General features: G+C 58.8%; 9 protein-coding genes. 5 read left to right on the top strand and 4 right to left on the bottom strand.

What is annotated here, in order from left to right; all coding sequences use genetic code 11:
* Window positions 1-56 precede the first annotated feature (56 nt).
* Both aroB and TM5383_RS03305 read right to left on the bottom strand, forming a co-directional pair.
* A complete protein-coding gene (gene aroB / locus TM5383_RS03310; RefSeq protein WP_058317634.1) occupies window positions 57-1,187 on the bottom strand; it encodes a 3-dehydroquinate synthase in 1,131 nt (376 codons plus the stop codon).
* Complete coding sequence (locus tag TM5383_RS03305) at window positions 1,184-1,732, bottom strand: shikimate kinase (RefSeq protein WP_058317633.1); 549 nt, start codon at window positions 1,730-1,732, stop codon at window positions 1,184-1,186. Before TM5383_RS03305 ends, aroB begins: the two co-directional genes overlap by 4 nt.
* 120 nt (window positions 1,733-1,852) lie before the next feature.
* Here TM5383_RS03305 and TM5383_RS16825 point away from each other — a divergent pair, with 120 nt between their 5' ends.
* The 5 genes from TM5383_RS16825 to TM5383_RS03285 all read left to right on the top strand — a co-directional run bounded on the left by TM5383_RS16825 (window position 1,853) and on the right by TM5383_RS03285 (window position 6,578).
* The gene (locus tag TM5383_RS16825) at window positions 1,853-2,002 is read left to right on the top strand and encodes a CusA/CzcA family heavy metal efflux RND transporter (RefSeq protein WP_197407358.1); all 150 of its coding nucleotides are present in this window, start codon (window positions 1,853-1,855) and stop codon (window positions 2,000-2,002) included.
* 7 nt (window positions 2,003-2,009) lie between these two features.
* Window positions 2,010-3,566 carry a hypothetical protein gene (locus tag TM5383_RS03300; RefSeq protein ID WP_231725021.1) on the top strand — a complete coding sequence of 519 codons (1,557 nt, stop codon included), beginning with the start codon at window positions 2,010-2,012 and terminating at the stop codon, window positions 3,564-3,566.
* A complete protein-coding gene (locus TM5383_RS03295) occupies window positions 3,563-4,537 on the top strand; it encodes a site-specific tyrosine recombinase XerD (RefSeq protein ID WP_058317631.1) in 975 nt (324 codons plus the stop codon). The genes TM5383_RS03300 and TM5383_RS03295 overlap by 4 nt, the downstream gene beginning before the upstream one ends.
* Before the next feature lie 90 nt (window positions 4,538-4,627).
* Window positions 4,628-5,965: an HlyC/CorC family transporter gene (locus TM5383_RS03290; protein ID WP_370695951.1), complete on the top strand. Its 1,338-nt coding sequence runs from the start codon at window positions 4,628-4,630 to the stop codon at window positions 5,963-5,965.
* Between the two features lie 7 nt (window positions 5,966-5,972).
* Complete coding sequence (locus TM5383_RS03285; protein WP_058317630.1) at window positions 5,973-6,578, top strand: nucleotidyltransferase family protein; 606 nt, start codon at window positions 5,973-5,975, stop codon at window positions 6,576-6,578.
* Here the strand turns inward: TM5383_RS03285 and TM5383_RS03280 are convergent, their stop codons facing one another.
* Together TM5383_RS03280 and TM5383_RS03275 are read right to left on the bottom strand one after the other, a co-directional pair.
* On the bottom strand, window positions 6,579-9,296 hold the full coding sequence (locus TM5383_RS03280) for a Hint domain-containing protein (RefSeq protein ID WP_058317629.1): 2,718 nt from the start codon (window positions 9,294-9,296) through the stop codon (window positions 6,579-6,581).
* 385 nt (window positions 9,297-9,681) lie between these two features.
* Entirely contained in the window at window positions 9,682-11,946 is a 2,265-nt protein-coding gene (locus tag TM5383_RS03275) for a Hint domain-containing protein (RefSeq protein ID WP_231725019.1), read from the bottom strand.
* Window positions 11,947-12,661: the final 715 nt, after the last annotated feature.

The raw sequence follows: 12,661 nt of genomic DNA, 5'->3' as shown, positions 1-12,661 counted from the left end.
TTGCCGCAAAACGGGATCGGAAAAAAGATGTGGTTTAAATGTGCCTTTTGGACGCGTTAGCTTTTAAGCTGCAGCGCCTCATCCAGCACGTTGCGCACCACTGTCAGGTCAACGTCTTTGGTTACAAACGCCTCACCAATGCCGCGCGCCATGATGAAGTTGATCTGTCCGCCGACCACCTTTTTATCCTGCCCCATCAGCGCGATCAGCGCGTCGGCGTCAGGCAGGTCGCCGGGGATATCCTTCAGATCCACCTTCATACCCATGCGGGACAGGTGTTCGCGCACACGACTTGGCGCCTCTTGGCTACACAGCCCCAGACGCGATGACACTTCGAACGCCAAGGCGCAGCCAATCGCCACGCCTTCACCATGCAGCAGGCGGTCGGAATACCCGGTCGCCGCTTCCAGCGCGTGGCAGAAGGTATGGCCAAGGTTCAAGAGCGCACGGTCGCCCTTCTCTGTCTCGTCACGGGCGACGATGTCTGCCTTCATCTCAACCGAGCGTTTGACCGCATAGATACGCTTGGCCATATCACCCGCCGCTGCATCTTCGGCGTTTGCCTCCAGCCAGTCGAAGAAGGCCGCATCACCCAACAGGCCGTATTTTACCACCTCGCCGTAGCCAGCCAGAAAATCGCGTTTGGTCAGGGTGCCCAGCACCTCGGTATCGGCCAGAACAAGCGATGGCTGGTGAAAGGCGCCGATCAGGTTTTTGCCCTGCGGTGCGTTGATACCGGTTTTGCCGCCTACGGAGCTGTCCACCTGCGCCAGCAGGCTGGTCGGGATCTGAACAAAGCGCACTCCACGGCGCAGGCTGGCGGCGGCGAAGCCCACCAGATCGCCGATCACCCCGCCACCAAAGGCGACAATGATGTCGTTACGTTCAACCTTCTCGGCCAGAAGCCATTCGACGGTGCGTTCAAAATGCGGCCAGCTTTTTGTTGCTTCACCCGCAGGCAGGGTCATCGACACCATGTCAATATCCGCGGCCGCCAGACCAGCGCGCAGGGCATCCAGATGCAAGCTAGCGACGTTTTCATCGCTGACCACAGCCACACGCGGGCGGTTTAGCAGAGGGGCGATATGCGCGCCCGCCTCGGCCAGCAGGCCGGGACCGACCAGAACATCATAGGCGCGATCGCCCAACGGGACATGAACGGTTTCAACGGCAGGGTTCAGGGTCATGTCTCACACTCCAGCACATCTTGGCGGGTCAGCAAGGCGCCGACCACCTTGTCGCAGGTCATTTCAATGGAATAGCTCGGCTCCACCGGAACCTTCAGGTCGGCCAGCGCATAGATCGGCGCGCGGGCGGCATAAATCTCGCTGAGCGTGGCGTAGGGATTGGCGGTGCGTAGCAGCGGGCGGGTGTCTTTGTGCTTCACCCTGTTCCACAGCAGTTGCAGATCGGCCTGCAGGCACACAGCCACGCCTTGCGCGGAAATGGCATCGCGGTTGCGTTCTGCTAGGAAGGCACCCCCACCAGTAGACAGCACACACGGTTCATCGCCCAAGAGGCGTTCGATGACCTGGCTTTCTTTGTCGCGAAAAAACGCTTCGCCATCGCGGGCAAAAATTTCAGCGATTTCCATATTGGCCGCAGCCACAATTTCGGCGTCCGAATCAAGGAATGGAACGCCCAGTTTGGCAGACAACGCCTTGCCCACAGCGGTTTTTCCCGCCCCCATCATGCCCACCAGCACAACCGTTTTCTTCAGCTTCCACGCCATGATGCCCCCGCGTCTCGGCCAACCTCTGCCGTTTTTTACTTTTGATCACTGAATGACGTGATCTTGGCGAAATTGCCAGTTATAAGTGAAAGAAAATCACAAGCAGCGGGCAGTAGGACTATGGGGCGTCTGATCAAATGGCTTTTTCTTTTGGTACTTGTCGCGGCAATCGCGTTGGTGGCCTATGCCTATATCGGGCCATGGTTGGGCGCTGACTTTTCGCCGCAGCAACAGGAAATCCGTGAAAATGTGGTGCTGGATGCAGGCTAACAGGCGCTTGGCGCGCATAGCATCTGCAATCGGCGCATTTGCATTTTCTCTGGTTGGCACAACAGCACTGGCGCAGGTTCCGCTGGCGTCACAGGCCCCTTTGTCTGCCATCGACTGGCTGAACGATCCCGTTGATACACCGATTATCAACCCGACCCGCCCAGTGGAGCCGCCAACTAGCGGCGGTGCATCTGTACCGACAGTAGATGTCACCCCGTTAGGGGCGCCGACGGCGGATGCGGTTGGTTTGCTATCATCACAGGCAACAGGCTTGCCGGCGGATCTTTGGCGTCATTCGGATGCGGCCACTCTTGCGGATCTGATGCTGGCCCAACGTTTGCAGGCACTGCCGTCGATGCAAGCGCTGTTTTACACCCTCCTGCTGACCGAAGCGGAGGCGCCACCAACCAAAGCAGGCGCGCCATCACTGCTGACCGCGCGCCTTGACGCGCTGATGCACCTCGGGGCGGTTGAGGCCGTGCAGGCAATGCTGGATGCCAGTGGCGCAACGAGTCCTGCACTGTTCAAGCGTTGGTTCAATGCCACCCTGATGACCGGTGATGAAGATCGCGCCTGTCGCCAACTGCAAACGACGCCTTACCTTAGCCCATCACAGGCCGCGCGGGTTTTTTGCACCGCGCGCACTGGTGATTGGCGTACCGCCGCGTTGACGCTGGAAACCAGCAATGCGCTGGGGTTGATTGATCCGCAGGAACGGGCGCTTTTGAACCTGTTTCTTGATCCCGAACTGTTTGAGGGTGATCCGCTACCGCATCCGCCGGTGCGCCCCACCCCGCTGGTGTTCCGGCTGCGCGAAGCAGTGGGCGAGGCCCTGCCAACCGCCCCTCTACCTCGGGCGTTTGCAGTGTCGGACCTGCGTGGCACCGCCGGATGGAAAGCACGGATTGAGGCCGCGGAACGGCTGGCCCAGACGGGCGCATTGTCACCCAATCGTTTACTGGGGATTTATTCGGAACGCCTGCCTGCTGCATCTGGCGGATTGTGGGATCGTGTGGATGCGGTGCAACGGTTCGATATAGCCCTGCGTGCCCGTGACCCAAGCGCCGTAGCCAACACCCTGCCGCGCGCGGTTCAGGCGATGCAACTGGCGCGCCTAGAGGTACCATTTGCCAAAATCTATGCAGAGGATCTGATTTCCCTACCGTTGAGCGGGGCGGTCGCAGAAACCGCCTATCACACAGCGCTGTTGTCACCTGACTATGAGGCAGCGGCCCTAAAAATGGGTGACGTGCTGCCGCAATCGGCCTTCCTCACCGCGCTGGCCAAAGGGCAACCGGGCAGCGCACCAGCACAAACTGCGCTGGAACGCTATGTCGCCGAAGGGTTTGCAACCCTCGCCCTGCCCGCTCAGTTTCAGGCAGACATGGCAGATCGCCGTTTGGGCGAAGTCATCTTACGCGCAATGTTGCTATATCAACGCGCCGTCGCAGGTGAGGTGAAGGAATTGCCGGTCGCCCTCGCCACATTCCGTGCGCTGGGTCTGGAAGACACGGCGCGACGCGCTGCATTGCACATTCTTATTCTGGAACGGGGCACGCTTTGAACGACCACAGCAACGGTAGCAGTGATAGTGTCCGCTGGATTTCAACCTTTCTTGACGCGCAGGCCGCCGAACTGGGCGCAGCCCAAAACACGCTCGCGGCATACGGACGCGACCTGCGAAACTTTTCTGATTGGCTGGACCGTGCAGCATCTGATTTTGCCAGTGTGACCCGTGATCAGATCGAAAGCTACCTCATCGACTGCGAGGCGGAGGGGCTGTCGCAATCCACACGCGCCCGCCGCCTGTCTGCCATCAAGCAGCTTTATCGCTTCGCCTTTGAAGAAGGCTGGCGTGACAGCAATCCGGCGATCCAGATATCCGGACCTGGCCGCAGCAAGCGTCTTCCCAAAACCCTGAGCGAGGCGCATGTCGAAGCGCTGCTACAGGCCGCACGCGATCCCGACCAAAAAGAGGGCAGCCGCCTACGCAGCACCTGCCTGATGGAATTGCTCTACGCAACGGGAATGCGGGTCAGTGAACTGGTGTCGCTGCCGGTCAATGCCTGCCGTGGCGACCCACGGGTTTTGCTGATCACTGGCAAAGGGGACAAAGAACGTATTGTCCCGTTATCCCCACCGGCCCGCGCTGCATTGGCCGAATGGCTGACCCACCGCGATGAAATCGAAGAAATTGCCCGCATCGAAAAAGGCACACCGCCCAGCCCCTATCTGTTTCCCAGTCGGGGCAAACTAGGGCACCTGACGCGGCACCGTTTTTTCCAGATGATCAAGGGGTTTGCCCTGAACGCGGGTGTGCCACCGGCTGAAGTTACACCGCACACCTTGCGCCATGCCTTTGCCACCCACCTGCTGGCGAATGGTGCTGATTTGCGGGTGATCCAGACCCTGCTCGGCCATGCTGATCTGGCCACGACCGAAATTTACACCCACGTTCAAGAAGAACGATTGAAACAACTGGTGCTGGACCATCACCCATTGGCCCAAGGTGCGGCCGAAGACGACAGCGTCTGATCTATCGTGGCGCGCAGCCCCTTGATCCGCGCCGCCGCCCACCCCATAACCAGTTAAACACCTCTTTGAACTGGGTTTTGCGCCGGCGCGATGAACCCGCATCTGGACCACGATATGGACACCGACCTGATCACCAACGGAATAACCCTCGACACCGCGTTTTGGAGCACGGCAGGCGCAATCCTGTTTCTGCTGGTCATGTCTGGCTTTTTCTCCGGTTCAGAAACCGCATTGACTGCCGCTTCGCGCGGCAAGCTGCGCAGCCAGTCGGACAAGGGATCGCGCGGCGCCGCGCGTGCCCTGCGCATTACCGAGGATAGCGAACGGCTGATCGGTTCGGTCCTGTTGGGCAACAACCTTGTCAACATCCTCGCCACATCGCTGGCGACGGCGCTGTTCACGCGCCTGTTTGGTGAAAGCGGCGTAGCGCTGGCGACCTTGGTGATGACCCTCCTCGTCCTGATCTTTGCCGAGGTGCTGCCAAAAACCTACGCCATCACCAACCCCGAGGCCGCAGCGGCCAAGGCATCGCCGATCATCGCCATCGTGATCACCGTCTTTTCCCCTATCGTTAGCGCCGTGCGCTGGCTGGTGCGTGGGGTGTTGCGGGTGTTTGGGGTAAAAACCGATCCCGACAGCCACATTCTGGCGGTGCGCGAGGAAATCGCCGGCGCGCTGCAGCTGGGCCGATCCGAAGGCGTGGTTGAGAAGGAAGACCGCGACCGTATTCTTGGCGCACTAGATCTGGGTGATCGCGCGGTGGATGAGATCATGCTGCACCGCAGTCAGATCGAAATGATCAACGCCGATGATGACCCAGAGGTAATCGTCGCACAATGTATGGACAGCCCCCACACCCGCCTGCCCCTGTGGCGCAATGATCCCGACAACATTATCGGTGTGGTCCACGCCAAGGAGCTGCTGCGCGCTATTCATAAACGCGCCTTTGGTCCTGAGTGCGAGGGGCTGACGGATTTTGACATCTGTTCCGTTGCGATCCCACCCTATTTTGTGCCCGACACCACAACGCTGGATGACCAAATGCGCCAATTCCTGCGCCGCCGCGCCCATTTCGCGCTGGTGGTGGATGAATACGGCTCACTCGAAGGTTTGATCACGCTAGAAGACATTTTGGAAGAAATCGTCGGTGAAATCACCGATGAATACGACGACGAAGATGAGCGTCAGGTCCATAGAACCAAAGACGGACAATTCATGGTCGAAGGCGCGATGACCATCCGTGACCTCAACCGTGCGCTGGAATGGAACCTGCCGGACGAAGAGGCCAACACCATCGCTGGTCTGGTCATCCATGAAGCACAGATGATCCCGACCGTAGGTCAGGTCTTCTCCTTCCACGGGTTCCGGTTCCGCGTGATCGAACGCAAAGACAACCGTGTCACCCGCCTGAAAATCGGCAAGTTGTGATGTTGTGATGGCTGGCGGCGCGATCCTGATCCTGGCCGCAGGCGCCTCATCCCGCATGGGATTTGATGCTGCGGGCGTGCCGCGTGACAAACTGGCCGAGCATGTGGATGGCAAGCCGCTGTTAACCCGCGTGGCAGAGGCGGCGCTTGAAACGGGTTGGGATGTTTGCGTTTGCGTGCCTGATTTAGCCCACCTGAGGACTTCAATGCTGCCAGAAGGTGTGATCCCGATTGCCGTGCCGGATGCTGCGGAAGGCATGGGGGCATCATTGCGCACCGGCATCAGGTGTCTGCCGCAAGGTATTGAAAACGTGATGGTATTACCCGCCGATATGCCCGAACTGACGGCGCATGATCTACGGTGCGTCGTCAGCGCACACTGCCCTAATCAGATCACCCGCGGCGCCAGCGCATCGGGTCAGGCGGGGCATCCAGTGATCTTCCCATCCCGGTGTTTCGCAGCCCTGTCGCAGCTACAGGGCGACGAAGGCGCACGCTCTGTGGTGAAGGGATTTGATGGACCGGTAAAGCTGATCAACCTGCCAGAAAATCACGCGCTCACTGACCTCGACACGCCCGAGGCATGGGCCGCGTGGCGGGCACGCCGCGGATAGTCAGGCAAACAGTACTGCCACCTCATGACGGCTGAGCGTCGGACGCGCGGCGCTATAGGCTGTTGCCTCCACCGCCAGTTCAGGGAACAGCTTGAACAGCTCTTCGCGCTGTGGCGCGTCCAATCCCGCCAAGGTGTAATCGCCTGGCTGGAAGCTCTCACTCCACGCGCCATCACCCAGCACCAGTTGGTGTTGATCGAACATCAGGTGCACATAGGTCACAGGCGCGGTTTCACCACGCTGCACGCCGTCCAGACAGGTCAGCTGAACGGCGGGCACCAGTACCTCTTCTTCACCGAACCAAAGGGATACTTTGGGATCGCGAACCAACATCCGGTGCTGCGGTGATACAGTCAGATCGCGGGACGGCCGTTCTGCGCCCAGACTGCCAGCGCGTATATGGACAGGACGCAGATCAGGCATCGCGGCCACCTCAGCCGCGCCCAAACGGCGGCTGCCAATCCAGCGGATCGGCTGGAATCCAGCGTCGCGGGTCATCACCATATCACCGACCTGCAAATCAGCGGCGCGGCGCTCGCCGTCGCGAGTCAGGATCATCGTGTCGGCAGTGAAACAAGGCACATGATGAACTTTCTCGATTTCCGAGAAGTATAGCCGCGCGCCATTGTCCCAAGAGACAGTGCCAGCCTCGGGATCATCAGGATCATAGGTGATTGTCGCCGGACCGAGGATTTTCAGGTGATCGCCTGCGCTTTCGCCGTCTTCTCCGCCGGTGATGGTCATTTCAACATCGAAACCCAGCGTGTCATACTGAATTTCAAAGATATCATCGCCAGAGCCGCCAAAGGCGATATCGCCGTCCCCGATGGAAAAGGCGTCATTACCCGCCTCGCCGTGAATCCAGCCAGAGCCGCCGCCGCCGATCAGGGTATCGTTGCCCTCACCCGCATACATCGAGTCATTGCCGATCCCGCCGATCATCAGGTCGTCGCCCGCGCCGGCGCGTACCTCATCATGGCCGTCACCGGCATAGATTGTATCGTTGCCCTCACCGGCGTAGATCAGATCATCGCCAACGCCCGCGCGGATCAGGTCATTTCCATCCCCCGCTTCGATATGGTCATCATCCGCACCTTCGCCCGGGGTTTCATTGTCGCCGCCGTCCACAACATCACCGTCGGCGTCACCGGTGTAATCGCCATCAATCGTGTCGTCGCCATCGGTGCCGCGCACCACGCCGTCGCTGCCGGGCACCACAACCTCTGTCGCGGGCAGGCCCATCGCCTCCAGCATGTCAGAGCCAGTGATCTGATCGGGTGTGATCCCCGTCAGGGTGATGCTTTCCGCCTTGGGGAAGAGCAGCATCACGCTGCCGTCGGTATCGACCTGAATACGCAGATCGCCGGGGCCTAATGCCTCGCCCCCCTCATCGGTCATGGCCGACAGGTCAAAACGGTCATAGACGGTGAAGCTGCCATCAGGGTTTTCGTCCGGCAAACGGAAACCCTGCACCGCATCGCGCCCGCCGTAGTCCGCCATGCGCAAGGTATCATTGCCCGATCCCAGCCGCAGGTTTTCCACGTCCTCATAGGTGGCAGTGTAGGTGCCATCGCTGAGGCTGCCCCAACCTTCTAGGTTGTGGCTAAGGTCAATGGTCAGGTCATCGGTGATGGCAGTTAGGTCCAGAACGTCGCCTGTGACCTCATCAATACCTTCCATCTCAATGGTATCATTGCCGAAATCGTTTTCCAGCCGGATGGTGTCATCGCCATAACCCGACCAGATAAAGTCATTGCCGGTGCCGCCTTCCATCCATTCGTTGCCGAAGGATCCGCGCATCCAGTCGTTGCCCGCACCGCCGAACATCGTGTCCGACCCGCGGTCGCCGTTCATCCAATCATCACCGTCGCCGCCGACGATATAATCACCACCATCAAATCCTTCGATGCTGTCGTTGCCGTTGCCGCCATAGATGTGATCAGCGCCAACGCCAGCACGTACAGTGTCATCGCCCGCGCCGCCGTGAATGGTATCGTCGCCTTCGCCGGTCAGTAGGCTGTCGTTGCCGTGACCGCCGAAAACAACGTCATTGCCCATGCCGGCAAAAACGCTGTCATTGCCTGCACCGGCGCGGATCACGTCATCGTCCGACCCATCCGCAGCATCGCCTGAATCACGGCGATCGCCATCGGCGTCAGGGGCCAGATCATACCCGATTGCGTCGTCACCATCGGTGCCGTCGATCACATAGCGCTCATTGCCCCCGCCATGATAGGCAAGATGCGCCGCGTCCAGCGTGAAGACTCCATCAGCTGTTGCGCCCCCTGCACCATCCAGATCCTGCATCTGATCTAGCGTTTGCGGCAGACCTTCGGCCGTCAGATCACTGCCTGGTGCAACAACAGTGGTCGATAAAACAGGCGCACCCGTCTGTGGCGCGGCAAAGCTGCTGAGGTCCAGCGTCAGATAGGCGTTCCCCATATCTGCTGCTGCGGTTCCCACGGATGCGGTGCCGCCATAGGTGTATAGTGGGTTTGCCGCCTGATAGTCGGCGTAGCTTGCATAGACTGTGACGCCTGTGATTGTCGTCGCACTGGTGAAGCTGCCATCATCTGCAGCATCGACCACATCCCAGATCAGAACCTGCCCGTCGCCAAAGGCAGCGCTGCCGCTGTTGATGGTCAACTGATCACCGCTGGCCGCCACTGTGGCGCCCGTCAGCAGGTCATTTCCGTATGTCAGGAAGGTTCCGTTCATGCCGACACCTGCCCTTCGGCAACAAGACGTGTCGAAACGTAGGATACGGAAAAGGCAGCAGTTGCGCGCGGCACAGCAAAGCAGGTCCCAAAGACCTGGCCGCCACATGGGGCGGAAGCGGTGTCAAACAGACGGGCCACGGCACTCACTACAAACGGGTTCATTCCTACACTCAACTAACGGCAATAAGGCAACTGATTTAAGTACACTCCCGAGGTATTCAGACAATTTGTCAAAATATGGACAGGTTCACGACCGCTTCGCGGCCATTACGGCTATCCTGCCCCGCAGGAGTTGATCTTCTAATAAATCAGCGCAGGTTTCAGTTGTGCAATGCGGAAATCAAATCGGCCCATCCGAAGATGGGCCGTCTGATTTTCGTCGCTTAGCGTTTCAGCGTCAGGATCTGCGCTTCGTGCTTTTTCAAAGAACGGCGCGCGGCATGGTAGCTGTCCAGACCCTTTTGCTCCTTCAGTTCCGGGAACAGGGTCAGGATTTCTTCGCGTTGATCCCGTCCGATGCCCTTCAGCGTATAGTCACCAGGGTGGAAGCTCTCGCTCCAGGCGCCATCGGACAGAACGACCTCATGGCGGTCGAACATGAAGTGAATATAGGTTGTGCCCACCACGTTGACCTTATGGATCCCGTCCAGCCCAACCAGATGCTTGGCCGAAGCCAGCACTTCGGTTTCATTGAAGTAGAGCGAAACCTTTTCATTGGTGACCAGAACACGGTGGTTCGGGCTGACCATGATGTCACGCTCTGGCAGGTCATTACCCAAGGAACCCTTGCGGATCAGCACCGGTTGCAGCTGCGGCTGGCGGGCCAGATCAATCCCGTTCATACGCTTGTGGCCGACCCAGCGAATTTCCTGAATGCCATTGTCGCGGGTGATAACCTTGTCACCTTCTTGCAGGTCCTCAACGCGGCGTTGACCCTGCGGGGTGGCAATCAAACTACCAGGGGTGAAACAGGGCACGATGTCTTCGATGTTGGTAAAGCTGGCGGTCCCGGTAACGTCGCCGTCGCTGTCCAGAAACTCTACCGTGCCATCAAAACCGTTGCCATCGCTGTCGGTGACAACATCCGTCAGGCGGAACCGGCCAACATCTGACAGATCCAACGTATCGAAGTCATCGCCAGCAGAGCCACCTTCGATTACGTCGCCCGCATTAGCGCCGATGATCAGGTCACGGTCCGCACCGCCAGAGATGCTGTCGTCACCGTTCCCGCCAGTCAGTGTGTCGTTCCCGTCACCACCGCGCAGAGTGTCGTTGCCGCCGCCACCGTAGATTTCATCTTCGTCGATTTGACCGTCCAGCAGGTCATTGCCGGACCCGCCATAGATGGTGTCATCATCATCTGCGCCAAACACCGTATCATTTCCAGATCCGGCAAAGATCAGATCCTGACCGTTTTCAGGCACCAGATCGCGGTCGTCGGGGATGTTTACTGCATCCGGCACGTCGGGTGTCAGGCCGCCATAGATCAGGTCGTGACCGGACCCGCCATAGATGGTGTCAGACCCCTCGCCGCCAACGATGGTATCACGGCCCAGGCCACCATCGATTTCGTCGGCGTCAATGCCCCCGTCGATCAGGTCTGCGCCCTCGCCGCCTAGGATCGTGTCAGCATCATCGCCAGTGCGAATGGTATCGGCCCCATTGCCACCATCAACGAAATCACGATCGTTTTCAGGATCTTCGTCCGCCGGGTAGAGGCCGGGGTAGCCAAGATCAGGCAAGGCACCATCCAACGCATCAGGGCCAGACACGATCAGGTCCGATCCATCCTCACCAAAGATGCTGTCAGCCCCATCGCCACCAGTAATGTCATCGTCGCCCTCGCCGGCATAGACAGTGTCATCACCATCGCCTGCGCGGATGATGTCATCCTCTGGGCCGTTCTCGGGGAAGATGTTGTCGCCCGCATCAACGAAATCACCATCGTTGTCGCCGTCATATCCCAGATCAATCAGGTCATCATCATCAGTGCCCCACACGATCCCGTCGCGGGTCGGGTCAACCACAGTATCTACGGTCGAAAAATGTACATCACTGATAAAGGCGCGCTGTTCGTCATCCCCACCGTTAGTGTACCGAATTTCCAGTCGGGCCACTGGACCAGCGATTTCGACCAACGCTGATGCTTCCGCATCTGTGGGGGTAAAGGGTCCGCCATCACCAGACAAAACACCACCGGCGCTATCCACTGCAGCACCCGGTGTCAGGGTAACGGCAACCTCGTTTCCGTCGGCGTCAAAGGCAACAATCTCGATCCCATCCAGATGGGTGCCACCTTCGTTGAACGGATCGGTGCCCGCATCAATGTCGTTCAGGCGGAAGCTGACGTTCTGCACCGTGTCGCCAAAGCGCTCATCGGTCGATGCAAAGCTCAACTCAACAGTTGAGGTCGCGCTGGTGCCCTGTTCGTCGCCGCCATTGCCCAGCAGTTTCAGGTGGGAGTTGGGGTTAAACGGATCATCCTCGGCAACATAGCCGTCGAGGTTCATAATGAACGCCTCGGCGCCATCATAAATGCCGGTGTAGTTCACCGAAACAGCAACCCCACCAGTATCTGCGGTGGAAGCGCCTGTCAGCGCGCTGTTGTATGTCCCAAATAGGGACCAATCCAGAACCAAATCAGCCATCTCAACCCTCTCTCACGGGCGGCCCACTGCACATGGTAGCCACCCTGTCATCGGCAGACGCTTGCGCGGAGGCCGACAGTCAACCTAAGTGAGATGCAGTGTCACGATACAAGACGATCAGGCGCACGTTCCGGATCCGTCGGCGCAGTACCAACGGTTCTATGATCCAGTGCCTAGCAGTTGGCGCAAAAGATCAGCAGCAGCCTGCATCCACGTGGAATGCATCACAAATTTTCGCTGGCCGCCCCCGCAGCCATTAGACGTCGCCCCCCAGTTGGGCTAATCCATACATACTTTAGTCAGCGCCTCAGACAAAGGGATGGCCGCGCTTTTGCCGCCAATTTTTCGTCTAATTTCGTCAAATCGCCGTGACCTATCCCCCTCGAAACGGCAACATTATCGCGCAACCTGGGATAATAAGCATGCCTGTTGGGGTATCTATAGTGGAATATGCGCAGCTTTAAGGGGAATGTCCGCCGAATTTCCCTGTCCGCGCTCTGTGATTGTTGCAGGATGCGAAACAGGCGATCCGACCAAAGTTGTGTCAAATTTCTGCCGAGAGGTGGGGCAAAAAAATGCAATGCGTTTACAAATCGTCCGCAATTACAGGCAAAACCAGCTCATTGTTTACGGATTTTACGGTCCACATTTGGGAACCATTAACGCTTTGATAGCTAAAAACCGAATCACTTCTCAGCCGCACACCCCGGCGATT

The sequence above is a fragment of the Thalassovita mediterranea genome (genome assembly GCF_001458435.1).
GTDB classification, from domain to species: Bacteria; Pseudomonadota; Alphaproteobacteria; order Rhodobacterales; family Rhodobacteraceae; genus Thalassobius; species Thalassobius mediterraneus.
This window is presented reverse-complemented; position numbering and strand designations above follow the sequence as displayed.